This is a genomic window from Pseudoduganella violacea, from assembly GCF_014191875.1.
Classification (GTDB): Bacteria; Pseudomonadota; Gammaproteobacteria; order Burkholderiales; family Burkholderiaceae_D; genus Rugamonas; species Rugamonas violacea_A.
Window position 1 is genome coordinate 175387 of sequence record NZ_JACHXD010000010.1, and the last position, 25261, is coordinate 200647.

Below are 25261 nucleotides of genomic sequence, written 5' to 3' on the forward strand. Positions count from 1 at the left end.
TTCAAGCCTTATTTATAGCGGTACAGCGGTTGCTGCAACTGGATCGGACGGATGTCCAGGCGCAGCTTGAGCACCGAATACGCCTCCGCCTCGCTGGAGGTGTAGCCGACGCTGTTCAGGGTTTTGCTGAAGCGGAATTCAAAGCCCAGGTCCGGATACGGGTCGCGCGGGTTGCCGAAGGCGATGCCGATGGCTTCCTGCTGGGCGTTGTCGATCAGGTTGCCCATCAGGTCGAGCACCGCGTTGTTGCCGAGGATATCGTTGGTAAACACCGGTTCGCGCATATCGGGCTGGTTCGGATCGAGCTTGCCGTCGGCCTTGTCCGGCGCCGGGGTGAAGGCGCGCGTCACCAGGTTGAACTTGTCGCCCCGGTCCAGGTAGCTGATGGCGGCATTGCTGATGTTGAAGCCTTTCACGCCACGGTCGGTGATGGCGCTGGACAGGTCGATCAGCAGCGCGCCGCTATAGCCGATGATTTCCACCTCGCGGTCGGAGTTGACCACCATGGCGCTGTTCTCGTCGATGCCCAGGCCGATGTGGTAGCCCTTTTTCAGCATCACGGGAATCATGCGCGCAAAGCGGCCGCGCACCAGCAAGTGCTGGTCGACGAAGACGTCGTTGCCGATGAAGCCCAGGCCGGGAGCGATTTCGCGGCCGTCGGTCACGCCCATTTTCAGCATGTCCAGCACCGGCTTGGCGTCGTAGAACATGGTGGTGCTCATGATGGCGGCGCCAGCGCTGGAGCCGGCCAGCACGCCGCCGCGGCGGTAGGTGTCCCAGATGGCGTCGAGCAAGGCGCTATGCGTGCCGTCGGCGCGCACCAGGGCTTGCGTGATGCGCGCCTGGTCGCCGCCGGCGAAGTAGATGCCGGCGGAGTTGCGGATCATTTCCACCAGCACCGGATCTTCGGCCGCCTTGCGGTAGTCGCTGCCGCTGTACATCACGCCGATCGGCACGAAGAAGGCGTCGGCGCCATACTGATTGAGCTTGGCGATGGTGCTGTTGGCCGATTTTTCCGGATTGATCGATGCCGCGCCGAAAACGGCGATGCGCGCGCCCTTGCCGCCCGAAAGCTGCACGATGCGCTGCCACACTTCGGCATTGTCGGCGCGCAGGCCGCCGCCGATGATGACCAGCGTACCTTTCGGCGGCTGCACCACCGGCTTGGCCGGCGGCACCGCCGCTTTCACGGTCTTGGTGTTCTTCACGGCGGACGCCTCGGCGCAGCCTTGCAGGCCGAAACTGGCGAGCACGATCAGCGCAGTCGTGCCCAGACGTTTAAGCGATAAGAATAAAGAGTTCATGTTGCCTTTCCTGCACTGATAACTCTATTGCAAAAACTTTACACAAGCATGACAGCGCATCACTTGAATGCGTAGTTGGCGCTGGCATAGAAACGGCGTCCACGCGGATCGGTATAGCTTGGATCATAGCCCGAAAGGAAGTGGAATGCCTGATTGGAGTACGGCGGGCTCTTGTCGAACAGATTCTGGATGCCGACGCGCAGTTTGAGCTGCTTGCTCCAGGCGTAGGAACCCGACATATCCCACAGCGAATACGCTTTCACATGGTTAGCCTTGACCACGCTGCCATCGGTCGGATTGATGGCTGAGTTCTGGTCTTCGTAGCCGGAGGAGAAGCTGTTCGACAGCGTGGCCGCGAATGGTCCCTGGTCCCAGTCCAAGCTGATGGTGTGGCGCCAGCGCTGCACCACGCCCTCGGTGACGAAGCGGTTCAGGTTGGAGATGAAGGCATCGCCCGGCGCGGTCTGGATCTTGGACGCCAGCACATAAGTGCCGTTCAGGTGCGCGCCGAAGCGGCCCACGCCAGTGTGGATATTGTGCACGTCCACCACCAGGTCGATGCCGCTGGCTTTCTGCGCGCCGCGGTTTTCCTTGCGCAGGTCGATGTAATCGATCTTGCCGTCTTCGTCGCGGTGCACCAGGGAGCCGTACTTACCCAGGTTGCCGAGGATGATGTCGTCGCCGATTTCGCTGATCAGATTGGTGCGCTTGATATTCCAGTAGTCGGCGCTGACGGTCAGGTGCTGGCCCGGCTCCATCACGGCGCCCAGCGAGAACTGCTTGCTGCGTTCCGGCTTCAGGTTGGCGTTGCTGTAGCGGCGCGTGCTCCAGTTGTCGGCGCAGTCGGAGTAGTCGTTTTCCACCGTGGCGCAATAGACCGGATCGGGCAGGGTCGCCGTGCTGCTGTACACCGTGGGACGGTACAGTTCCGACATGGACGGCGCGCGGAAGCCGCGTCCCATCGAAGCGCGCACCAGCAGCGATTTGCTCGGCGTGTAGCTCAAGCCCACTTTCGGGCTGAGGGCGCCGCCGACCTTCTGGTAACGGTCGTAGCGGGCCGAGATCTGGGCCTGGATCTCCTTGGTGAAAGGCGCCAGCAGCTCGCCAAAGACGCCGGCCACGCGGCGGCTGTCGCTGGTGGCCTTGCCGCCTTCGGGCGCGTCGTCGTTATTGATGTTATTGCTCATCAGCAGAGCCGATGGATTGAAATTGGTGCGCTCGCGGCGCACTTCGCCGCCCACGGCCAGCGACAGTTCGCCGCCCGGCAGCGTGGTCAGGGCGCGCGAGGCCTTCATATCGAGGCTGTCCATGGTGCCGCGCGCGCGGCGCACCACGTCGTTGACCTGGATGCTGTCGATCAGCGCCTGGCCTGCGGGGCTGGAAGGGCCGAAGGGATTGATGCGGCCATCGGCGATGCCCTGCTTGAGTTCCTTGTACAGCAGGTAGCCGTGGGTGTCCTTGTCCTTGACGGTGTTGACGCTGTGGTTGTAGCCCACGTCATAGTCCCAGCCGCCAAGCACGCCGCTGATGCCAAGCACGTAGCGCTGGCCTTCGCTGGTCAACTCGCTGGTGCGGCGGCCGGCTTCGTTCAGGCGCAGGCGCACTTCCAGCTCGCCCTTCTCGTCGTCATCCAGGCTATCCAGGCCGGTATTGGCCAGTTGCGGGATCTTGCGGTAATCGATGCCGGCGGTGACGCGCGCGGCCGAACCGACGTAGTAGCTGCGCGAGCGGCTCAGCGCCACCTCGGCATAGGCCTGGGTATCGCTATTGATCCTGAAGACGCCGCGGCTCAGCAGGTTCTGCTTCTCGGTTTTGGGATACAGCTCGGTGTCGCCCATGTAATCGTAGGTACAGGCATCCTGGCCGCCGGTGCCGCCCGGCAGGTACAGATTGGCCGGCGGATTGCATTTCGGGATCGACAGATTAATCATGCGGTTGGTGATCGGCTTGCCGTTCAACTGGAAGCCGATTTCCTGCAGATGGTCGCGCTGGGCCGAGGTCAGGCGGATATTGCCCGGGCTGGTGAAGCCGGACAGCAGGTGGCCCAGACGCTGCGGCACCTGCAGCTCGGAGACGAATTTGCGCTGCGAGGTGCTGAGGCGGTCGGTGCGCTGCGCATCGAACACGGCGAAGACGTTATAGCCATCATCCTGCAAGTCGCCGATGCCGCCGCTGATGGAGACGGTGCGCTTGCCGGCGCCACCCTCGTCGGTTTTCAGGCCGTAGGCGTTCAGTTCCACGCCGCGGAAGTCCTTGCGCGTGATGAAGTTGATCACGCCGCCGATGGCGTCGGTGCCGTACAGCGAGGAGGCGCCGTCGAGCAGCACTTCCACGCGCTGGATGGCGGCCGCCGGAATATTGTTCAGGTCCACGCCGGTATCGTCGCCGGGCGAGGCGAAATTGGCCATGCGGCGGCCGTTCAGCAGCACCAGGGTGGAGGAAGTACCGATGCCGCGCAGATTGGCGCTGTTGAAGCCGCGCTGGTCGCCGCCCACATTGATGCTGGCGCCATCGGTCAGGCCGCCCACATTGGCGCTGATGCGCGTCATCAGTTCGGCAGCCGTGGTGACGCCGGTCTTGTCGATTTCAGCACGGGTGATCACCTGCACCGGCAGCGGGGTTTCCGATTCGATCTGCTTGATGGCCGAACCGGTGATTTCCACGCGCGGCAGGACGGGCGCGTTCTGCGCCTGCGCGCCCTGGGCCAACAGGCTGGCGGCGACGCCCGCGCCGAGCGCCAGGCGCACCGACAGGGCCAGAGTGGAAAGCGGAAGATGCTTGCTGCCTTGCTGCGGGTGTGGCTTGCTCATTCGGGGATCCCCATTTTTTATTGTAGAAGTTGTTATATTAGCGCCTGCTTAACGCTTGCCATACAAGTAAGTGGCTATCACCTCCGTTAATTGGGCCGCTTTTTCCACATTGCCGCGGTTGGACACCATCAGCGCCGCAGCCAGCGCCTCGATCACGGCCAACGCCGTGCTGTTACTGCTGGGTAGCACCGGATGCACGCTTTGGGCGCACAGCAGGTGGTCGGCCAGCGCCGCCAGCGGCGAGGCCGGCGAATCCGTCAGCGCCACGATGGCGGCCTTGCGGTCCCTGGCAAAGCTGGCCAGGCGGCAGCAGTCAACGGTATAGCGCGGGAAGGAGATGGCCACCACCACGTCCTTCTCCGAGATATTCACCAGGTGGCCGGCGGCCACCTCCGATCCTCCGATGCCCACCACCTCCACCACATGCGCGCAGAAAGGCTGCAGGTGCTGCACCATGGCGCCCGCCAGATGCGAGGACAGGCCGAAGCCCATCACATACACGGTGCGCGCGCGGGTCAGCTTGCGCACCACGGCTTCGATCTGGGGCTGGGCCAGGTTGCTGGCCGTGGTGGTGATATTGGCCAGGGCGTATTCGAGCGACTCGGCCACCGGCGCGGCGCGGCGGCGCTGCTCGATGGAGCTGCGCAGCTTTTCCACCGGCTGCAGCACTTCCTGCAGGGTGTCGGCCACGGCGCCGCGCATGGCGGCGTAATTGCGAAAGCCGATGTCGCGCGCGAAGCGGCTGACCGTGGCGGTCGACACCCGGCAGCTGTCGGCCAGCTCCTCGATGCCGAGCGCGGTCACGCGCATCTGATGGCGCAGCAGATAGTTCGCCAGCGTTTTCTTGTTGTGGGAAGAGCCGTCGTCGGCCAGCACGCGCAGCAGCAGCCGGCCCAACGCCGAATGGGCGAACGCCACTTCAGGCGAGGAAGCTTCGGCGGCGATGGATGGTTTCATTACTCTCCCGGCACTGCATGCATGTAAATCGTTTTACAGAAATTACGGTGGCGAAAAAATCAATTAGATCCGACTTTACGCACATCATGCGCAAAACTCAATATTTTTCTGCAGGAATATTTACATCAATTTACTTTGTGAAAATCGTGCTACATAATGAAGCAAATTCCGGGGCAAAATCCCCACCGCGGCGCCAACACAGGGCAACCCATGCAAGCACACAAACATCCGATTTCGGCGCCGCACAGCAGCGCCAGCTATGAGCTCCACAGCTTCCACTTCGGCACGCCCGGCCAGGGCAAGAAGGTATATATCCAGGCCTCGCTGCACGCCGACGAAGTGCCGGCCATGCTGGTGGCCCAGTTCCTGCGCAAGCGCCTGACCGCGCTGGAGGCCGAGGGCAAGGTGCGCGGCGAAATCATCCTGGTGCCGGCCGCCAATCCCATCGGCCTGGCGCAAGCCGTGCACGGCGCGCCCTTCGGCCGCTTCGAGCTGGCCAGCGGCGTCAATTTCAACCGTGGCTTCAAGCACGTGGCCGAGGAACTCAAGCAATCGCTGGCCGGCCTGCTGGGCGGCGATGCGCAGGAAAACATCCGCCTGGTGCGCGAACATGCGCGCCAGTCCATCGCGCGCTGGCAGCCGGCCAGCGATGCCGAGACGCTGAAAAAGCACTTGCTGGACATGGCCATCGACGCCGACTTCGTCTTCGACCTGCATTGCGATAACGAGGCCGCGTTGCATATCTACGCCGGCACGCCATTAGCGCCGGCCGTGGAGCCGCTGGCGCGCCTGATGGGCGCCCAGGCCGTGCTGCTCTCGCTGGCCGCCGGCGGCGAACCGTTCGACGAGGCCTGCAGCCGCCTGTGGTGGGATCTGCAAAGCCATTTCGGTCCCGCCACGCCGATTCCGCCGTCCTGCATGGCGGTGACGGTGGAACTGCGCGGCGAGATGGATGTGCATTACGAGCTGGCCGAGCGCGACGCCGAAGCCCTGCTCTGCTACCTGACCCTGAACGGCGTGATCGAGGGCGATGCGGCCGGCGTGGCCACCGCCCTGCCCGCGCCGCTGTGCGCCATGACGCCGCTGGAAGGTTCGGAACCGATCATCGTGCCGCACGCGGGGGTGCTGGTCTACCACCGCCAGCTGGGCGAACGCCTGAAGGCCGGCGATGTGGTGGCCGATGTGATCGATCCCGTGAGCGGCCACACCACGCCGCTGCGCTGCACGGTGGGTGGCATCTTCTACGCCCGCACGGCGCACCGCCACGTGCTGCGCGGCTGGAACGCGGGCAAGGTGGCCGGGGCGCGGGCTTACCGCGCCGGCGACCTGCTGAGCCAATAAGGATCCGCGCATGAAAAAATTCAAACTGCCCAATACCTTTGTATTGCTGTTCGCCATCCTGGCCCTGATCGCGCTGGCGACCTGGCTGGTCCCCGGCGGCAAATACGATACCCATCTGGTCAACGGCAAGCAGCTGATCGATCCGGCCTCCTTCCACTATATCGAGAGCAAGCCGCAGGGACTGGCGGCGCTGATGATGGCTCCCATCAAGGGCTTTGCCGAAGCGGCGCTGATCATCGGCTTCGTGCTGATCGTGGGCGGCGCCTTCGCCGTGCTGCAAAAGACCGAGGCCATCGACGCCCTGATCAAATCCATCGCGCGCGCCCACAGCCATTCGCGCTTCGTGCGCGCGGCCCTGATCCCGGTCTTCGTCACCATGTTCTCGCTGGGCGGCGCCACCTTCGGCATGAACGAGGAAGCGATTCCCTTCATCCTGATCTTCGTGCCGCTGGCGCTCGCGCTGGGCTACGACTCGGTGGTGGGCGTGTCGATTCCCTTTGTCGGCTCGCAGGTCGGCTTCTCCGCCGCCTTCCTCAATCCCTTCAATGTCGGCATCGCCCAGGGCATCGCCGGGCTGCCGGTGTTTTCCGGCATGGCTTACCGCATCATCGTGTGGGTGATCGCCACCGCCGTCACCATCGTCTTTTTGATGTGGTACGCGGCGCGCATCAAGCGCCATCCCGAGAAAAGCCCGACCTGGATGCTGGACTGCGAAAAGCGCAAGGAAAGTCAGCTCGACCTGAGCGGTTTTACCGGCATGACCGTGCAGCACCGCCTGGTGCTGTGGATCTTCGTCGCCACCCTGGGCACCATGGTGTTCGGCGTGGTGCAGTTCGGCTGGTATATCGAGCAGATCGCCGCCCTGTTCCTGACCATGGCCATCCTGGTCGGCATCGTCGGTCGCCTCGGCACCGACGAGATGGTGGCCTCCTTCCTGCAGGGCGCGCGCGACCTGGTGACCACGGCGCTGGTGATCGCGCTGGCGCGCGGCACCATGATCCTGGCGCGCGACGCCAATATCATCGACAGCATGCTGCACGGCCTGATGCCGCTGGTGCAGTCTTCCAGCCCGGTGTTCGCGGCGCAGAAGATGTTCCTGATCCAGTCGGTGATCAACTTCTTCATCCACTCCGGCACCGGCCAGGCCGCGCTGACCATGCCCATCATGGCGCCGCTGGCCGACCTGGTCGGCGTGACGCGCCAGACCGCCATCCTGGCCTACCAGTTCGGCGAGTTCACCACCCCCATGATTCCCACTTCCGGCATCACCGTCGGCGTGCTGGCCCTGGCGCGCATTCCCTGGTTGACCTGGGCGCGCTGGATGGTGCCGCTGCAGCTGATCTACCTGGCGCTGGCCCTGCTGCTGCTTATTCCGCCTTGCCTGATGCAGTGGCAGTAACCGGCATCTCCTTGGCTCATGGCGTCTGCTTCAGATATTGCGGCGGCAGCGCGGTGGCGTCTTCCTCCGATTGCCAGACCACGGACTGGATCCACCAGCGCTCGCCGTCGCCCACCAGCTGGATGCTGCTCAAGCTGCGGCGGAAAGGCTCGGCGTCGCCGCGCTCGCGCTTGACCTCATAGCTGCTCAACACATGGGCCATCTGGCCGTACTGGTCGACCTGGCGCCGCATCTCGCTCTGGTAAAAGCCTTCCTTGGCAAAGTATTGCACGCTGCCGCCGATGTATTCCTCCACCGTGACCATGCGCGACACCAGCTTGCCGCTCTCCTTGTCACGGCGCAGGGAGGTCAGGCGCGCGTCGTGACGGAACAGGGTGCGCAGGCGGTTCCAGTCGCGCGGCTGCCCTTTGCCGCCGGACATGGTCTGATAATAGGCGTCCACCAGGCTGTCGATGCTGTTCACATCGGATGGCATCGGCTTGGGCGGGCGGTAGCCCCAGGCCACGCTGGCCGCCGCCGCCGCCGCCAAGGCCATCAATAGCAAGGTATACATGATCTTCTTCATCCGCGCCCTCTCCTCTTTGCCTGAATTTCTACGCAATATTACTGAATCAGCAACTCATTGTAGCGCAGTGGCCGCGCCAATAGCCTTCCGCAAGCCAACCTTGTTTATAATCAGTTCAAGTACAACCGGACCTCCATCATGACTGCACAACTCTCCAAGAAGGGCGAAGCCTGGTCGGCGCGCTTTTCCGAACCTGTTTCCGACCTCGTAAAACGCTATACCGCATCCGTCTTCTTCGACAATCGCATGGCCAAAGCCGACATCCAGGGCTCGCTGGCGCATGCTGAAATGCTGGCGGCGCAAGGCATCATCCCGGCCGCCGACCTGGCCGAAATCCAGCGCGGCATGGCGCAGATCTCGCAGGAGATCGACGCCGGCCAGTTCGAATGGCTGCTGGACCTGGAAGACGTGCACCTGAATATCGAAAAGCGCCTGACCGAGCTGGTAGGCGACGCCGGCAAGCGCCTGCACACCGGCCGCTCGCGCAACGACCAGGTGGCCACCGATATCCGCCTCTACGTGCGCTCGGCCATCGACGACATCAGCGCCCTGCTGCACCAGCTGCGCACGGCCCTGACCGACCTGGCCGAAAAGAACGCCGACACCATCCTGCCCGGCTTCACCCATATGCAAGTGGCACAGCCGATCACCTTCGGCCACCATATGCTGGCCTATGTCGAAATGTTCGGCCGCGACGCCGAGCGCATGGCCGACTGCCGCAAGCGCGTCAACCGCCTGCCGCTGGGCGCGGCCGCGCTGGCCGGCACCACCTTCCCGATCGACCGCCTGCGCGTGGCCAAGACCCTGGGCTTCGACGACGTCTGCCACAACTCGCTGGACGCCGTCTCCGACCGCGACTTCGCCATCGAATTCACGGCCGCCGCCTCGCTGATCATGATGCATGTCTCGCGCATGTCCGAAGAGCTGGTGATCTGGATGAGCCCACGCGTGGGCTTCATCGACATCGCCGACCGCTTCTGCACCGGCTCGTCCATCATGCCGCAGAAGAAAAACCCCGACGTGCCGGAACTGGCGCGCGGCAAGACCGGCCGCGTCTACGGCCACCTGATGGGCCTGTTGACCCTGATGAAGGGCCAGCCCCTGGCTTACAACAAGGACAACCAGGAAGACAAGGAACCGCTGTTCGACACCGTCGACACCGTGGTCGACACCCTGCGCATCTTCGCCGACATGGCCGGCGGCATCAGCGTCAAGCCGGACGCCATGCGCGCCGCCGCGCTGCAAGGCTATGCCACCGCCACCGACCTGGCCGACTACCTGGTGAAAAAAGGCCTGCCCTTCCGCGACGCCCACGAAGCCGTGGCCCACGCCGTGCGCGCCTGCGACAGCATCGGCTGCGATCTGGCCGACCTGTCGCTGGACCAGCTGCGCGCCTTCTCGCCGCTGATCAGCGACGACGTCTTCGCCGTGCTGACGCTGGAAGGCTCGGTCGCCGCGCGCGACCACGTCGGCGGCACCGCGCCGAACCAGGTGCGCGCGGCCATCGCCCGCGTAAGGAGCCAGCTCGCCATGTAAATACAGCGGCACACCGTCACGCGGCATCAAGAAGCATTTACCCGAACCTGGGCGCCAACGCAGCGCCCCTTAGAAGAGGATGGAGGAGACAAGAATGTTCATGCCAGTTTCGCGGGCAATCGACCAATTGAACGACAAGATCGCAGCGGCCGTATCCTGGGCGCTGCTGCTTGCCGTCATCATCTGCACCGGCAATGCGCTGATCCGCTACGCCTTCAACGCCAGCTCCAACGCCTGGCTGGAAATCCAGTGGTATCTGTTCGCCGCCGTCTTCATGCTGGCGTCCAGCCATACCCTGCGGCGCGACGAGCATGTGCGCATCGACGTCATCGTCGGCCGCTTCTCCAAACGTACCCAGGTCTGGATCGACCTGCTCGGCTTCCTGCTGTTCCTGATGCCGATCTCGCTGGTGATCCTGTACTACGGCGTCCCCTTCGCCCTCGAATCGCTGCGCAGCGGCGAAATGTCCAGCAACGCCGGCGGCCTGATCGTCTGGCCGGCCAAGATCCTGGTGCCGCTCGGCTTCATTCTGATGGTCCTGCAAGGGCTGTCCGAGATCATCAAGCGCATCGCCTTCCTTAACGGGAAGCTCGACGCCAGCGCCTTCTCCAAGCAGGTCGCCACCCCCGAAGAGGAAATCGAGGCGATCAAGGCTGCCAACAAGATGAACTGACATCGCTGACAAGAACGGACAATAAAAGATATGGAAGCTTTCATCATTGCGAACATCGCGCCCATCATGTTCGGCGCACTGGTGGTGTTTCTGCTGTCGGGCTTTCCGGTGGCCTTCTCGCTGGCGGCCAACGGCCTGTTCTTCGGCCTGGTGGGCATCGAACTGGGCCTGCTGAAACCCGAACTGCTGCAGGCGCTGCCGAACCGCATCTACGGCATCATGGCCAACGACACCCTGCTGGCCATCCCCTTCTTCACCTTCATGGGCCTGATCCTGGAACGCTCGGGCATGGCCGAAGACTTGCTCGACACCATCGGCCAGCTATTCGGCCCGATCCGCGGCGGCGTGGCCTATGCCGTGATCTTCGTCGGCGCCCTGCTGGCGGCGACCACCGGCGTGGTGGCGGCATCGGTGATTTCCATGGGCCTGATCTCGTTGCCGGTGATGCTGCGCTACGGCTATGATCGCAAGCTCGCCTCCGGCGTGATCGCCGCATCGGGCACGCTGGCGCAGATCATCCCGCCCTCGCTGGTGCTGATCGTGATGGCCGACCAGTTGGGCCGCTCGGTGGGCGATATGTATAAAGCCGCCTTCGTGCCCGGCCTGCTGCTGACGGCCATGTACGCCGGCTATGTGCTGGCGGTGTCGATCTTCCGCCCGGCCTATGTGCCGGCGCTGCCGCCGGAAGCGCGCAATCTGCGCGAACCCAATGGCAAGAGCGGCGTGGTGTCGCTGCTGGTGCTGGCGGCCGGTTCGGTGGCGGCGGCGTATCTCTTCGCGCACTTCTACGCCGCGGCGCATCCGAATACGGCGGCCGACGAGGTGGGCATCTTCGCCGGCGCGGTCGGCATCCTCGGCGCCTATGCCCTGGCGCTGGCCAACCGCTACCTGAAACTGGGCCTGCTTTCGCGCATGGCCGAGAAAGTGGTGTTCGTGCTGATTCCGCCGCTGGCCCTGATCTTCCTGGTGCTGGGCACCATCTTCATCGGCCTGGCCACGCCGACCGAGGGCGGCGGCATGGGCGCCATGGGCGCCATCATCCTGGCCATCGCCAACCGGCGCCTATCCTGGAGCCTGCTGGTGCAGGCCATGAACTCGACCACCCGCCTGTCCTGCTTCGTGATCTTCATCCTGATCGGCTCCACCGTGTTCGCCCTGGTGTTCCGCGGCGTGAATGGCGACCTGTGGGTCGAGCACCTGCTATCGAGCCTGCCGGGCGGCACCACGGGCTTCCTGATCGTGGTCAACATCATGTTCTTCCTGCTGGCCTTCTTCCTCGATTTCTTCGAGCTGGCCTTCATCCTGGTGCCGCTGGTGGGGCCGGTGGCCGACAAGCTGGGCATCGACCTGATCTGGTTCGGCGTGCTGCTGGGCGTGAATATGCAGACCTCCTTCATGCACCCGCCGTTCGGCTTCGCCCTGTTCTATCTGCGCTCGGTGGCGCCGAAGGAAGTCAAGACTTCGGACATCTACTGGGGCGCGATTCCCTTCGTCTGCATCCAGGTGCTGATGGTGGCCCTGATCATCGCCTTCCCGAACCTGGTCTCGGTCGAGAAGAAAACCGATATGAAGGAACAGATCGAACTGAAGATCGACGCCCCGCCCGACTACGGCACCCCGCCGCCGGAAGAGAAGAAGGACGAGGAAGCTCCTCAGCTGAACTTCTCCAGTGACGTGGATAAGAAATAAACGAAGGGGGGTTGCCCCAAGCGCAGGCAAACAACGCTTGATTGGCCTATAATTTCCGTATGGGTCGGGAGCGCCGCCCTCTGCGACGCGTTGGACGTTTGTTCCACCTGGCTCACCCGATTTCCCTCCGGGCTATCTCTACGATAGCCCGTTCTTTATTGACGTCCAGGAGGCAAGATGCACTTGCTCTACGTGGATGAATCCGGTTCCATCGGCGATGCCAGTCAACGCTACTTCGTACTGGCTGGGGTATCGGTATTTGAACGGACCACGCACTGGATCGAGCTTGCCCTTGACAATATTGCACTCAGAATAGATCCCGGCTGTCAGAACGAGCTGGAATTTCACGGTTCCCCTATGCGCTCAGGCAAGGGGATTTGGAGAAAGCTTCCATTAGCTGCCCGCGAGAATCTGATCAAGGAAGCCTTGCACGTCAGTATCATTCAGCAAGTAAAAGGAGTACGGCTTTTGGCATGCGTGGTTGAGAGGAATGCAATAGCGGGGAAAGATCCTGTTCACATCTGCTTTGAACAACTTGCTCGCCGCTTCGATCTTTTTCTTCAGCGCTGCCACACCAAGCATCAAGATCGGCAACGCGGCATCATGCTGTTTGATGAATCCAGCACCGAGCAACGCCTGCAGACGCTGGCCCGTGAATTCAAGCACAACGGCCATGCCTTTGGCAAAACACATAATTATGCGGAAGTACCGGTCTTTCTGGATTCGCGTGCCACAAGACTCATCCAGCTCGCCGACCTTGTTGCCTACTCTATTTTTCGCCATTTCGAGAACGGCGATTCCCAATTCTGGGACATTATCAAGGGCCGCTTTGATGAGGAGGGCGGCGTCAGACATGGCTTCGTTTTATACGATGCGGCACATCCCACGCCTCTACCCATCAATCTTGCCAGTCCTCCAGATACTGTGTCCACCGTCATGGCCGATGCCTTCGCCGCTGCCAAGGCAACAGCGCCCTAGCATCAATGCGCGGCGATCTTCGACAGCACCGAGAACGCCGCCCCGGTATGCTCCTTCTCCAGGATCAGGGTCAGCTCGGTGTGGGTCGAGATGATGTTGACCAGGTTGATCTTGTCCCAGGCCAGCTTCTTCAAGATAGCGTGGAAGATGCCGGGCGTGCGGTAGGAGTCGGGACGCAGGTATAGCGTGACCGCGTTCAGGCTCTCCAGCCTGGCCAGCTGGCGCTCGCTGCGGAAGGCTTGCTCCACCTGCGGCGTCAGGCTGCGGCTGCAGATCACCATCAATTCGCTGATGCCGCGCGTGACGGTCAGGAAGGTGCCGTGCTGCGCTTCGGCCAACGTGAGCAACTGACGGTGGCATGCATTACTGTAGTCGGACAGCGCAAAGGTGGATTCGATCAGGTCGGTGCGCGCAATCAGCTCGCCGGTGCGCTGGGTCAGCACGATTTCATCGTTGACGGCCTGCGGCAGGCGCTCGGCGACGCGGCGCAGCGCCATCACCACGGCGGCCTGGCCCACCGGCTTCCATAAATCGCTTTCGAGCTGGGGCTGCAGCTGGCGCGCCAGTTCCGACAGATTGATGAGACCCCGTCCCAGCCCTTCGCTGAGGAAGGGCGACTCTTTCACAATACGCTCAACTTTCGTAGATATGGAAAGCATGGCTTCACACCGCCCTTTTGGGGCAAGGCTCCGGTAATAGGAGTGACGAGCCGGCTCCGCTTTTCACGGCACGGCGGCTGCCCACCCCTGGTTGACGCGCAGACGCATACGGCCACCCTCGGGCGCAGGCCTTCGGGGACTGTTGCGGACTTCTTGGGGAACCGGGTGGCGGCGTTTACGCAGGCGGTGAATGCGCAGCCTGGCGCAGATTGGGGGGAATAACGCGTCGAACAGCTTGACCTGTTGGTTTCATGGTTTCTCGTCCCTGGTGGCGTTCATTGCGCTGTATTGTTGGGCGGAGCCCGCGCATTTATCGGTATGACAGCCGGTCGCAGTGCGCCGTTGTTCTGCAAATAGTGTAAAACGCAAAATTATGAAAAAGCAACCGAAGCATGCAGCTGAGCCCTCCAGAGTGTTGCGCCAAGCATGAATTTAGAGGACAAACTCCAGGCTGTGCGGAGAAGCCACAGCTGCGCATATCGTGCGCCACCACGCCTTGTTTTTGTGTAGATGCTTGCGTCCATTTTTTTGATAAAAATGTCCGATCCATAACAGTTTTCGCACTTTCGACCAATTTTCCAAGATTTTTGACTTCGCCCGATCGAAGGGAATAAGGTGCGGCCTACCCGGATTTCCAACGTTGGAAAGCGCACCGGGGTGGCCATCCGGCAGCGCGCGGGCAGGTCACACCAGACACCCATATATCGAAAAACCTTGGAGAAGAGATGAATCTACGTAAGACTCTGCTTGCCGCATCCATCGCTACCCTGCCGATGGTGCTATCTGCCGCGGTGCATGCCGCCCCTCAATCCGCGCCCGTGATGGCCGCCCCCGTCAGCGCCCAGTCGCCGCAACAGGTCGATGCCCTGTTCAGCAAGCTGGCCGCGCGCCGCGGCAAGACCGGCCTCGATGCCAGCCATGGCTACAAGGTCACGGTGCAGCACCCCGGCGTGACCGGCACGCGCATCACGCGCGCCAACCACACCTATAAGGGCTTGCGCGTGTTCGGCTCGGAGACCGTCATCGTCAGCAGCGACGCCGGTGAAATCCTGAGCGAATCGTCCTCGCATCTGCGCGACAAACTCAATGCCGGCAAGGACAGCAAATCGGGCTTCAACACCGCCCCGGCGCTGAACGCCACCGCCGCCATCGACAAGGTGACCAAGGAGCTGGCCGCGGGCGGCTTGCACCATGTGCCGCCCAGCGCCGAGCTGCTGATCTACCCCGTGGTGAAAACCGTGCGCACCGCCGCCGCCGCCAACAAGCAGGAAGGCGCGCTGAACGCGCTGGACGTGGAAGACGTGGTGGACCGCTACGAGCTGGCCTACCTGGTCCAGGTGCGCATGCTGCAAGGCCAGAATCCGATCTACTACGATTACATCGTCAGCGCCAAAAACGGCGTGGTGCTGAAAAAATGGAAAGCACTGCAAACCGTGGCCGGCACCGGCAACAGCCAGTACAACGGCACCGTGCCGCTCAACACCTCGCAGTCGGGCTCCACTTTCAGCCTGAAAGACCCGTCGCGCGGCACCGGCGGCACCTACGGCATGATGGCCATCACCAACGCCAACCATGGCACCTCGCCCGGCAGCGTGTACACCAATACCACCAACACCTGGGGTGACGGCCAGCAGTACAACGGCGGCAGCACCACCAACGCCAACGGCCAGACCGCGGCGGTGAACGCGATGTGGGGCTTGATGAACACCTACGATATGCACAAGAACGTGCTGGGCTGGCAGTCGCTGGACGGCCAGAACACCGCCACCTTCATCGCCGCCCACGTCAACACCTCCTACGACAACGCCTACTACGACAGCGGCTGCAAGTGCATGTACATCGGCGACGGCGGCAGCATGTTCAACAACCTCGGCTCGATCGACGTGATCGGTCACGAAATGGGCCACGGCATCACCGACGCCACCTCGGGCCTGATCTATTCGCAGGAATCGGGCGGCCTGAATGAGTCGTCCTCCGACATCGCCGGCGAATCGACCGAAGCCTATGCGCGCGGCGGCGGCACCGGCACCACCATCCCGTCCGGCCTGAACGACTGGCAGATGGGCAAGGAGATCGCCAAGAACGGCCAGCCGCTGCGCTGGATGTGGAAGCCGAGCAAGGACGGCCGCAGCCCCGACGCCTGGAGCACCTCGATCAAGAACCTGGACGTGCACTACAGCAGCGGCCCGAACAACCGCATGTTCTACTTCCTGTCCCAGGGCTCCGAGTCCAGCTCCAGCAGCGAGAAGTACAGCTCCTACCTGAACAAGCAGCCGCTGGCCATGACCGGCATCGGCATCGACAAGGCTTACCGCATCTGGTTCAAGGCCAACTCGACCAAGTTCACCCAGTCCACCAACTACGCCGATGCGCGCAACAAGGTGCTGCAATCGGCCGAGGAGCTGTATGGCGTGGGTTCCAAGGAAGCGATCGCCGTGAAGCGCGCTTACGCGGCCATCAATGTGGGCGCCGACGTGGATGAAAATCCAGGACCGGGCACCGGCGTCAGCATCACCACCCAGCCGGCCAGCATCAACGTGTCGGCCGGCGGCACCGCCACCTTCACCGTGGGCGCCAGCGGCGGCACCACGCCGTACAGCTACAAGTGGTACCGTAATGGCGGCGCGATTCCCGGCGCCACCTCGGCCACCTACTCCTTCACCGCGCAAGCGGCGGACAACGGCGCCGTCTTCAACGCCGTCGTCACCGACGCGGCCAACCCGCCCACCAGCGCCACCTCGCAGAACGCCACGCTGACCGTGGGCGGCGGCGGCACCGGCACCGAGCGCGTGACCAATGGCGGCTTCGAAAACGGCACCACCGGCTGGTCCGGCACCACGGGCGTGATCGGCGCCCACCAGGGCCAGTCGCCGTATGAAGGCACGCGCTTCGCCTGGCTGGGCGGCAATGGCCAGAGCGCGACCGAAACGCTGACGCAGGACATCAACATCCCTGCCACCTCGACGTCGGCCACGCTCAGTTTCGCCCTGCATATCGACACCGCGGAAACCGAGAACGTGGTGTACGACAAGATGGTGGTGACCGTGAAGAGCACCTCCGGCGCCGTGCTGGGCACCCTGGCCACGTATTCGAACCTGAATCCGGCCTCGGGCTTCCAGATCCGCACCTTCAACCTGCTGCCCTACAAAGGCCAGACGGTGCGCCTGTCCTTCGCCATGACCGAAGACCAGTCGCTGCAGACGTCCTTCGTGGTCGATAAGGTCAGCGTGATCGCCAACTAAGCATCCGCATGACTGGCGGTTTCGCCTTGCAAGCCGAAGGCGGAGCCGCCAGCTCCCTGTTGCGATTTACCACAGCATAAAAAACAATATTGCATTTTAATTATGATCGGTCTAAGGTAACGCTGCGCTACCGCGCGCGGGTACTGGCTGTCGAACCTTTCTCATTGATTGCGATTTGACCGATGCTTACTCCATCCCTGGGCTCGCCCCTGCCGTCCCCCTTCCCTTTCCGATCGCAGCTGGCATGAGCTGAGCCGTGCTGTTGACCGACACCATTCGCCGCTACTGGCGAGACCAGAGCTTTGCGCGCTCCGCGCTGCATGTACATCTGGCGCCCGGCGAACTCGCATGGCTGGAAAAACGCGGCGACCAGCCGGTGGCCAACACGCAAGGCCGGCTGTCCCTGTCCACGATGGATGGCCATTGGCAGGCGGCGCTGGCCGCGCTGCACGTCCTGCTGGACGAAGACGATCACAAACATAGGCTGCCGCTGGCGATCAGCGTTGCCAGCCGCTGGTGGCCGGTGCTGATGGCGCCATGGAGCGATGCCTTGCTGCGCGAGCCGCAAGCCGGCCAGTATCTGAAGACCCAGATGGCAACGCAGTATGGCGAGCCAGCGCGCAGCTGGCATGTCACGGCCGACGACGCGGCCTATGGCGGGCCGCGCCTGGTCTCCGGCATCGACGCGGCGCTGCTGCAAGGCTTGCGCGAAGCCGCCCGCGAACACGGCAGGCGCTGCCTCTCCATCGAGCCGCTGCTCAGCGCGGCCTGGCAGCATATGGGCAAGGCCGGTATGCAGGCGCTGGCCCTGCTGGAACCGGGACGCCTGCTGCTTGCCGCCAGCAGCAGGGGACGCATCTACGCCATCCACATGCAGCCGTGCAGCGGCACTTGGCTGCGCGAACTGCCGCAGGCATGGCAACGCTGGACCTTGCGCCGGCCCGAGCTCGCGCGCATCGCGCAGGTGGCAGTATTGAACATGAGCTCCGAAACGATAGCGGCGGCACTCCTGCCCGCCCTGGGCGCGCAATTCCGCATGCTGGACGCGCCAGGCCTGCCGGGATGGCAAACGGGCGTCGTGCATGCCGAACCGGTGGCGGCATGCGCCTGAGCCGCCTGAATTTTCTGCCCAAGCCGGCGCTGCCGGGCGCCTCCGCCATCACCCTGTGCGTCACCGCCTGTCTGGTCTTGCTGCTCTCGGCATTGAACTGGATGGTCCAGCGGCAGGCCGTCGAAAAACTGGAACAGCAGTTGGCGGATGCCGCGCACAAACGCCCCACACAGCGGACTAGCAACCCAGCGCGACAGCGCGAGCTGGAGCAGCAGACCAAGACCATGGTGGCGGCCGCGCGCGAACAAAATCTGTCGGCCGCTCGCCTGCTGCGCCATATCCAGGCGCCGCGCGACCTGCCCATCACCCTGCTGGGCCTGGACCTGAACAGCCAGCGCGATGCGGAAAACCGCAAAGCCGGCATTTCCTCCGGCAGCGTGAAGATCAGCGCCGAGGCGGCGACCTTGCTCGATATGCTGAATTACCTGGCCTACCTCAACGAACAGCCCATGTTCCAATCGGTCTACCTGGTCAAGCATGAGATGGTGGAAGGCCGCGCAAGCCCACCTGCCGCCGCATGAGGCGCTGCCGGAACAGCTTCAGCTGCTCATGCAGGCGGCCCGTGACAGCGGCATTTCGCTGGCGAAGGCCGATTACAAGCCGCAGCAGGAAGCCCGCGCCAACGTGCTGCGCTACCAGATCACGCTGCCGGTGAAAGCCAAGTTCTCCAATGTGCAACTGTTTATCGTCAACGCGCTGCAAAGCATGCCGACGCTGACGCTGGAATCGGTGACCTTCCGCCGCGAGCGCATCGAATCGGGCACGGTGGAAGCGCGCATTCAATTCGTCCTGCTGGTGCGCAAGGCGATAACGCGATAATAACGCCACTATTTTCGATGCGGCATTTGGCATAGTCGAGAAAACGCCGCGAACGCCGCGCCGGCTATTCTGGCAGGCCTTTTTTCGCCCAATCTGGCGGCATCCTGATACAAAATACTGCTATCATGCTGCGCATTCTTTACACAGGAGCGAGACATGAGCATCGGCGGCAAGACAATCGAAGAAGCACTGGCAAGCCTCTCCAACATGACGGCGGGCGCCCAGCCCATCGGCCGGAAAGAACATCTTGAAAGGATAGAAAAAGCGCAGGAATACATGCGCAACAAGGGTTATTCCGCGATCTACGTCAATGCCGGCTCCAACCTGCTCTACTTCACCGGCACCAAATGGTATCCCAGCGAACGCATGGTCGGCGCCATCATTCCAGCCGCCGGCCCGGTGCAATACATCGGTCCTGCCTTCGAGGACGGCACCCTGAAGGACTTCATGCTGGTCGAAGGAACGGTGAACTGCTGGGACGAGCACGAAAGTCCGTACGAGCTGTTCATCAATGTGCTGAAGAAGATGGGTATCATGCCGAATTCAGCACAATGTCCGCGCATCGGCATCTGCGAAAGCGCACCCTTCTTCATCTTCGACGGCATCCGTCCGCTGGCCACAGGCTATGCGCTGGAAAATGCGCGTCCGGTCACGGCCCACTGCCGCACGCGTAAATCGGCCGCCGAAATCGCCCTGATGCAGCGCGCCATGGACATGACGCTGGCCGTGCACGTGGCGACGGCCAGCATGCTGCGCGAGGGCATGAAGACGGCCGAGGTGCAAGCGTTTATCGAGCAGGCGCACCGCAAGGTCGGCGCGGCCGGCTCCACCTTCTGTATCGTGCTGTTCGGCGAGGCGAGCGCTTTCCCGCATGGCGTGAGCTATGAGCAGACGCTCAAGCGCGGCGACGTGGTGCTGATCGATACCGGCTGCAAGCTACACAACTACAACTCGGACATCACCCGCAGCTATGTCTTCGGCGAGGCGAACGAGCGCCAGCGCAGCGTCTGGGCCAGCGAGAAGGCGGCGCAGCGCGCGGCGTTCGACACGGCAAAATTAGGTGTTCCCTGCGAAGAGGTGGACCGCGCCGCGCGCCGTTCGCTGGAGGCCGACGGTTTCGGTCCCGGCTACAAGCTGCCCGGCCTGCCGCACCGCACCGGCCACGGCATCGGCCTGGACATCCACGAGTGGCCCTATCTGGTGGGCGGCGACAAGACGCCGCTCGACGTGGGCATGTGCTTCTCGAACGAGCCGATGATCTGCGTCCCCGGCGAATTCGGCATCCGCCACGAGGACCACTTCTACATGACGGCAAGCGGCCCCAAATGGTTCACCGAACCAGCCCACACCATCGACGATCCTTTTGGTCTCCGCCGATAAAGACGCTCATCGCTAAAGCATGCGTTCGGACAGCACCCGGAAGGCGACAGCGGGAACCGCGAAGCTGAAGGGGGCGGCGCGGGCGCCGATCACATCCAGGAAGGGGCTGGCGGCGCGGGCTTGCAGGGGCTGGACGGCGGCCAGATCGACCGGCAGCTCGATGCGGGCGTAGGCCAGGCGATCCACGTCCTCGGCGTAGGCGATGGCGGCATGCTGCAGGCTGAGGAAGGCGATGGACTCATCCCATGAATGGAACAGGGCAGCGAAGTCCGGCGGCAGCGCGCGCGTGCCGGTGGCCTGCGCGCTGCATTCGAAGGCGGGGGCGCTGCCCTGGCCCGGATCGATGCGGGTGTCGTAGCGGCCGTCCTGACACCGGTGCGTGAAGGCGGTGGCGTAGTGCGATGGCAGGGCATCGCTGAAGACACGGGTGCCCACGGCGTGCACGGCGCTATCGAGAATATTTTTCACGAAGAGGACGGTCGCCTCATCGCCCGGCCCATCAAGATAAAGGCGCCAGTTCGATTGCAGCGGCGAGGGGAACAGCTTGCGCAGCGGGCCGGCGAAGGCGGGGCCGAAATGGCCGTGGGTGTAGGTCAGGATGGTGAAGATGGTTTTGCCGTCGCGCTGCCACAGCTTGACGCCCTGCGGCACGAGGTGGGCGACGGCTGCCACGTCGACCACCCAGTTGCAGTAGACGACGTCGCGCACATCGCTGGCCAGACGCAGGAAGGGCAGGCGCGACATGATGGCGCGGCGGCAGGCCAGCAGCAGCGGCGAATTGGCAAGGCGGTTGGCGCAGGCGCCGATGATGCCGGGGACGGGATGGATATAGCGGTTGGTTTGCATGGCCGCCATCTTGCCACGGATGGCGGCCGCGCGTCAGCGCTTAATTGTGCTTGGATACCAGGGTCAGGATGTCGTAACTCGCGACCAGTTCGTCGTTCTGGTTGGTGACCTGCACGTCCCAGGCGACCACGCCCTGGCCCACGCCCTTGTCGTCCTTGCGGTTGCGGTCGACCTTGCGCTTGCAGGTCAGGCGGGCGCGGATGGTGTCGCCGATGGCGACCGGGGTGATGAAGCGCAGATTATCCAGGCCGTAGTTGGCCAGCACCGGGCCGGGCGCGGGCGAAACGAACAGGCCGGCGGCGGCCGACAGCACGAAATAGCCGTGAGCGATGCGCTTGCCGAATTGCGTGTCCTTGGCGGCGATCTCGTCGAAGTGCATATAGAAGTAGTCGCCCGATACGCCGCCGAAGTTGACGATGTCCGCTTCGCTGACGGTGCGGCGGTGCGTGAGCAGGGAGTCGCCAACCACCAGATCCTCGAAATGCTTGCGGAAGGGATGGACCTCGCTTTCGCGCACGGCGCCGCCGCGCACATATTCGCCGGTGATGGCGGAGAGCATGGTGGGCGAGCCTTGCACGGCGGCGCGCTGCAGGAAGTGGCGCACGGCGCGGATGCCGCCCAATTCCTCGCCGCCGCCGGCGCGTCCAGGGCCGCCGTGCTTGAGCTGGGGCAGCGGCGAACCGTGGCCGGTGGAATCGACCGAGGCTTCGCGTTCCAGCACCAGCACGCGGCCATGCGAAGCGGCGGCCACCGGCACGGCGTAGGCGGCGGTGCGCGGGTCTTTCGTGACGAGAGTGGAGACCAGGCTGCCTTTGCCGCGCGCGGCCAGGGCCAGGGCTTCGTCGATGTCGGCATAAGTCATCATGGTGCTGACGGGACCGAAGGCTTCCACATCGTGCACGGCATCGTTTTCCATCGCATTCCGGCACAGCAGCAGGGTCGGCGCGAAGAAAGCGCCCTGCTCCACGCCCTCGCCGACCGGCTTGAAGCCGTCGCGCGCGCCGAACAGCAGCTCGTTGCCGGCGGACAGGCGCTCGACCTGGGCCGCCACGTCGCGCTGCTGGTCTTTCGAGGCCAGGGCGCCCATGCGCACGCCTTCGACCGAGGGATCGCCCACCGTCACCTTCGACAGGCGTTCGCGCAGGCGCTCGGCCACCGCGTCCGCCTGCGCGGCCGGCACGATGATGCGGCGGATGGCGGTACATTTCTGGCCGGCCTTGCCCGTCATCTCGCGCGCCACTTCCTTGACGAAGAGGTCGAACTCGGGATCGTCCGGCGTCACGTCCGGCGCCAGGATGGCGCAGTTCAGCGAATCCGCTTCGGCCGTGAATGGGATGGAGTTGGCGATCAGATTGCGGTTGGCGCGCAGCTTGGCGGCCGTGTCGGCGGAGCCGGTGAACGTCACCACGTCCGGACCTTGCAGACGGTCGAGCAGGTCGCCGGTGCCGCCGATCACCAGTTGCAGCGCGCCCGGCGGCAGCAGGCCGGAATCGTTGACCATGCGGATCAGGGCTTCGGTCAGGTAGCTGGTGGCGGTGGCTGGCTTGCCGATGCAGGGCATGGCGGCCAGGAAGCTGGGCGCGAATTTTTCGAGCAGGCCCCAGATCGGGAAGTTGAAGGCGTTGATGTGGACGGCGATGCCGCCGCGCGGCACCAGGATGTGGGTGCCGGCGAAGCCGCCGCGCTTGCCCAGCGCCATGGCCGGACCTTCGTGCAGCACATTGGACGAGGGCAGCTCGCGGCTGCCCATGCCAGCGTAGGCGAACAGGGTGCCGATGCCGCCTTCCACGTCGACCCAGCTGTCGGGGCGGGTGGCGCCGGTCAAGTGGGAAATCTTGTACAGCTCTTCCTTGCGCTCCATTAGATACAGGGCCAGCGCCTTGAGGCAGGCGGCGCGCTGCTGGAAGTCCAGCTTCATCAGGGCCGGGATGCCGGTCTTGCGGCCATACTGCACCGCCTCGGTGAAGTCGATCTGCTCGGCATGGGTGTGATAGATCACGCTGTTATTCAGGGCGCTGTAAAGCGGCGTGGCGGCTTCCTTGCCGTGCCAGCGGCCGCCGATGAAGCTTTGCAGGGTAGCTGCGTTGGTCATTCCTGTCTCCTAGATTTGTATGTATTCAGGCCGATGCGTTCTTGTGCAAATGCAGGGGCAGCGCGGAATCCCAGTGGATGCGCTGGCGGTCCGGTTCTGCCTCGGTCAAGGCCTCCACCTCGCGCATGGTCTGCATGGAGCGTACGGCCAGCTCGTGGTACTGGCTGGTGCCGGACATCTTCCATTTCAACTCCACGTCGCTGACCTGGCGCACCACGCGGGCCGGGGTGCCCATCACCATGCTGCGCGCCGGGATCACCATATTGGCCTTGACGAAGCTCATGGCGGCGATGATGCTTTCCTCGCCGACGACGGCGTTGTCCATCACCACGGCGTTCATGCCGACCAGGGAATTGCGGCCGATGCGGCAGCCGTGCAGCACGGCGCCATGGCCGATATGGCCGTCCACCTCGACCACCGTGTCGGCGCCGGGAAAGCCGTGCACCACGCAGGTATCCTGCAGATTGGCGCCCTCCTCCAGCACCAGGCGGCCGAAGTCGCCGCGCATCGAGGCCAGCGGGCCGATATAGCAGCGCGGGCCGACGATCACATCGCCGATCAGCACTGCCGTCGGATGCACGTAGGCGCTTGGATGCACCACCGGGCGGATGCCATTGATTTCATACACCTTGACCATGGCCGCCTCCTTACACCCGTTCGATGACGAGGGCGATGCCCTGGCCGACGCCGATGCACATGGTACACAGGGCGTAGCGGCCGCCGCTGCGTTCCAGCTGGTTCAGGGCCGTCGTCACCAGGCGGGCGCCGGATGCGCCCAGCGGATGGCCGATGGCGATGGCGCCGCCATTGGCATTGACGTGGGCGGCATCGTCGGCCAGGCCCAGGTCGCGCGTGACGGCCAGGCCTTGCGCGGCGAAGGCTTCATTCAATTCGATCACGTCCATCTGTTCGATGGTCAGGCCAGTCTGGGCCAGCACCTTGCGCGTGGCGGGCGAAGGACCGAAGCCCATGATGCGCGGCGCCAGACCGGCGACGGCCATGCCCAGCACTTTGGCGCGGGCGCGCAGGCCGTATTGGTCCACCGCTGCGGCGGAGGCCAGCAGCACGGCGCAGGCGCCGTCGTTGACGCCGGAGGCATTGCCGGCAGTGACGGTGCCGTCGGGCTTGACCACGCCTTTGAGTTTGGCCAACTGTTCGAGCGTGGTGTCGGGACGCGGATGCTCGTCGGTGTCGAACATTTTGGGATCGCCTTTTTTCTGCGCGATCGTGACCGGCACGATTTCGCTGGCGAAGAAGCCGGCGGCATGGGCGGCGGCCCAGCGCTGCTGGCTGCGCTGGGCGAAGGCGTCCTGGTCGGCGCGCGCGACGCCGAAGGTCTCGGCCACGTTTTCGGCCGTTTCCGGCATGCTGTCGATGCCGTATTTGGCTTTCATCAGCGGGTTGACGAAGCGCCAGCCAATGGTGGTGTCTTCGATCTTGGCGCTGCGCGAAAAGGCGCTGTCGGCTTTCGCCATGACGAAAGGCGCGCGCGTCATGCTTTCCACGCCGCCCGCGATCACCAGTTGCGCTTCGCCCGACTTGATGGCGCGCGCGGCGATGCCGATGGCGTCCAGGCTGGAGCCGCACAGGCGGTTGATGGTGTTGGCCGGCACCTCTTCCGGCAGGCCGGCCAGCAGCGCGGCCATGCGGCCGACGTTGCGGTTATCCTCGCCGGCCTGGTTGGCGCAACCGTAGATCACGTCGTCCAGCCGCTTCCAGTCGACGCCGGGATTGCGCGCCATCAGGGCGGCGATGGGCACCGCGCCCAGGTCGTCGGCGCGCACGCCGGACAGGGCGCCGCCGTAGCGGCCAAAGGGCGTGCGGACGGCATCACAGATAAAAGCTTCGTTCACTTCTTCT

20 protein-coding genes are annotated in these 25261 nt (G+C 63.8%); 11 read left to right on the forward strand and 9 right to left on the reverse strand.

What is annotated here, in order from left to right; translation table 11 throughout:
• Positions 1 to 8 precede the first annotated feature (8 nt).
• Genes FHS03_RS18140 through FHS03_RS18150 form a run of 3 tightly spaced genes read right to left on the reverse strand, consistent with a single transcriptional unit; the run spans position 9 to position 5071 of the window.
• The gene (locus tag FHS03_RS18140) at positions 9 to 1304 is read right to left on the reverse strand and encodes a cyanophycinase (RefSeq protein ID WP_183442353.1); all 1296 of its coding nucleotides are present in this window, start codon (positions 1302 to 1304) and stop codon (positions 9 to 11) included.
• Between the two features lie 59 nt (positions 1305 to 1363).
• Complete coding sequence (locus tag FHS03_RS18145) at positions 1364 to 4114, reverse strand: TonB-dependent receptor (protein ID WP_183442354.1); 2751 nt, start codon at positions 4112 to 4114, stop codon at positions 1364 to 1366.
• 48 nt (positions 4115 to 4162) lie between these two features.
• Positions 4163 to 5071: a MurR/RpiR family transcriptional regulator gene (locus tag FHS03_RS18150; protein ID WP_183442355.1), complete on the reverse strand. Its 909-nt coding sequence runs from the start codon at positions 5069 to 5071 to the stop codon at positions 4163 to 4165.
• A 210-nt stretch (positions 5072 to 5281) separates the two neighbouring features.
• Between FHS03_RS18150 and FHS03_RS18155 the strand changes: the two genes are divergently transcribed.
• Together FHS03_RS18155 and FHS03_RS18160 are read left to right on the forward strand one after the other, a co-directional pair.
• Positions 5282 to 6412 carry a succinylglutamate desuccinylase/aspartoacylase family protein gene (locus FHS03_RS18155; protein WP_183442356.1) on the forward strand — a complete coding sequence of 377 codons (1131 nt, stop codon included), beginning with the start codon at positions 5282 to 5284 and terminating at the stop codon, positions 6410 to 6412.
• Positions 6413 to 6422: 10 nt separating this feature from the next.
• Positions 6423 to 7811, forward strand: coding sequence for a YfcC family protein (locus FHS03_RS18160; protein WP_183442357.1), 1389 nt, complete (start codon positions 6423 to 6425; stop codon positions 7809 to 7811).
• A gap of 16 nt (positions 7812 to 7827) precedes the next feature.
• On the opposite strand, the gene FHS03_RS18165 is transcribed toward FHS03_RS18160, so the two are convergent.
• Positions 7828 to 8376, reverse strand: coding sequence for a hypothetical protein (locus tag FHS03_RS18165; RefSeq protein ID WP_183442358.1), 549 nt, complete (start codon positions 8374 to 8376; stop codon positions 7828 to 7830).
• 138 nt (positions 8377 to 8514) lie between these two features.
• Here FHS03_RS18165 and argH point away from each other — a divergent pair, with 138 nt between their 5' ends.
• From argH to FHS03_RS18185, 4 genes are all read left to right on the forward strand, one after another.
• Positions 8515 to 9912, forward strand: coding sequence for an argininosuccinate lyase (argH, locus tag FHS03_RS18170; RefSeq protein WP_183442359.1), 1398 nt, complete (start codon positions 8515 to 8517; stop codon positions 9910 to 9912).
• A gap of 100 nt (positions 9913 to 10012) precedes the next feature.
• Positions 10013 to 10585 (forward strand): TRAP transporter small permease subunit, encoded by a 573-nt coding sequence (locus tag FHS03_RS18175; RefSeq protein ID WP_183442447.1) that lies wholly within the window; start codon positions 10013 to 10015, stop codon positions 10583 to 10585.
• Positions 10586 to 10615: 30 nt separating this feature from the next.
• Complete coding sequence (locus tag FHS03_RS18180; RefSeq protein ID WP_183442360.1) at positions 10616 to 12274, forward strand: TRAP transporter large permease; 1659 nt, start codon at positions 10616 to 10618, stop codon at positions 12272 to 12274.
• A gap of 177 nt (positions 12275 to 12451) precedes the next feature.
• Positions 12452 to 13252, forward strand: coding sequence for a DUF3800 domain-containing protein (locus FHS03_RS18185; RefSeq protein ID WP_183442361.1), 801 nt, complete (start codon positions 12452 to 12454; stop codon positions 13250 to 13252).
• Between the two features lie 2 nt (positions 13253 to 13254).
• Here FHS03_RS18185 and FHS03_RS18190 read toward each other — a convergent pair whose 3' ends face one another.
• Positions 13255 to 13878, reverse strand: a complete 624-nt coding sequence (locus FHS03_RS18190; RefSeq protein ID WP_371871730.1) for a hypothetical protein — start codon at positions 13876 to 13878, stop codon at positions 13255 to 13257.
• 758 nt (positions 13879 to 14636) lie between these two features.
• Between FHS03_RS18190 and FHS03_RS18195 the strand changes: the two genes are divergently transcribed.
• The 5 genes from FHS03_RS18195 (at position 14637) to FHS03_RS18215 (ending at position 20463) form a co-directional block, all read left to right on the forward strand.
• Positions 14637 to 17153, forward strand: a complete 2517-nt coding sequence (locus FHS03_RS18195; RefSeq protein ID WP_183442363.1) for a M4 family metallopeptidase — start codon at positions 14637 to 14639, stop codon at positions 17151 to 17153.
• A gap of 256 nt (positions 17154 to 17409) precedes the next feature.
• Entirely contained in the window at positions 17410 to 18264 is an 855-nt protein-coding gene (locus FHS03_RS18200; RefSeq protein WP_183442364.1) for a hypothetical protein, read from the forward strand.
• Positions 18255 to 18785 (forward strand): hypothetical protein, encoded by a 531-nt coding sequence (locus tag FHS03_RS18205; protein WP_183442365.1) that lies wholly within the window; start codon positions 18255 to 18257, stop codon positions 18783 to 18785. The genes FHS03_RS18200 and FHS03_RS18205 overlap by 10 nt, the downstream gene beginning before the upstream one ends.
• Positions 18742 to 19083, forward strand: a complete 342-nt coding sequence (locus tag FHS03_RS18210) for a hypothetical protein (protein ID WP_183442366.1) — start codon at positions 18742 to 18744, stop codon at positions 19081 to 19083. The genes FHS03_RS18205 and FHS03_RS18210 overlap by 44 nt, the downstream gene beginning before the upstream one ends.
• Positions 19084 to 19239: 156 nt before the next feature.
• Complete coding sequence (locus FHS03_RS18215; RefSeq protein ID WP_183442367.1) at positions 19240 to 20463, forward strand: M24 family metallopeptidase; 1224 nt, start codon at positions 19240 to 19242, stop codon at positions 20461 to 20463.
• Between the two features lie 12 nt (positions 20464 to 20475).
• Here FHS03_RS18215 and FHS03_RS18220 read toward each other — a convergent pair whose 3' ends face one another.
• The 4 genes from FHS03_RS18220 to pcaF are packed head-to-tail and all read right to left on the reverse strand — an operon-like array spanning position 20476 to position 25254.
• On the reverse strand, positions 20476 to 21309 hold the full coding sequence (locus FHS03_RS18220; protein WP_229426273.1) for a DUF2071 domain-containing protein: 834 nt from the start codon (positions 21307 to 21309) through the stop codon (positions 20476 to 20478).
• Between the two features lie 40 nt (positions 21310 to 21349).
• On the reverse strand, positions 21350 to 23401 hold the full coding sequence (gene paaZ / locus FHS03_RS18225; protein ID WP_183442369.1) for a phenylacetic acid degradation bifunctional protein PaaZ: 2052 nt from the start codon (positions 23399 to 23401) through the stop codon (positions 21350 to 21352).
• A gap of 25 nt (positions 23402 to 23426) precedes the next feature.
• Positions 23427 to 24038, reverse strand: coding sequence for a phenylacetic acid degradation protein PaaY (gene paaY / locus FHS03_RS18230; RefSeq protein ID WP_183442370.1), 612 nt, complete (start codon positions 24036 to 24038; stop codon positions 23427 to 23429).
• A gap of 10 nt (positions 24039 to 24048) precedes the next feature.
• Positions 24049 to 25254: a 3-oxoadipyl-CoA thiolase gene (gene pcaF, locus FHS03_RS18235; protein WP_183442371.1), complete on the reverse strand. Its 1206-nt coding sequence runs from the start codon at positions 25252 to 25254 to the stop codon at positions 24049 to 24051.
• Between the last annotated feature and the right edge of the window lie 7 nt (positions 25255 to 25261).